Genomic DNA, 352 nt, shown 5'->3' on the forward strand with positions numbered 1-352 from the left:
ACTTTAATCTCCTTTTGATCGTCAAATCAAGGAGTTAGATTACTCTAACTTAGATTAAAGTGCCCCCTCAAATGAGAAAGAGCCTCAATTTCATTTTTCTATGGAAGCCTTCGGTAATGCCGTTAGACTTGCTGAATCGCCACATTCTCACGATCTCTTCTTTCCAAGAATCTAAGGTTTTACCAAGAGCGCATAATGATTTGAAAGCGCTGTTTTTTAGTGAGTTGAGCATGTCCAGGAATTGAGGGATGAGCTGACGACAGCGAGCTTATCTAATGTTTTCTTCATTAATATTTCATAAAGACTTTGTTGAAAATGATAGATGGATTCAATAGCGGGATTCTCTTTAAAG

1 pseudogene is annotated in these 352 nt (G+C 37.5%); it reads right to left on the reverse strand.

Annotated elements, in window-relative coordinates:
• Positions 1-85: 85 nt before the first annotated feature.
• Positions 86-352: pseudogene (locus tag Lrub_RS15240) on the reverse strand (transposase); the annotation flags it as partial.

Source organism: Legionella rubrilucens, from assembly GCF_001468125.1.
Lineage (GTDB): Bacteria > Pseudomonadota > Gammaproteobacteria > Legionellales > Legionellaceae > Legionella_C > Legionella_C rubrilucens.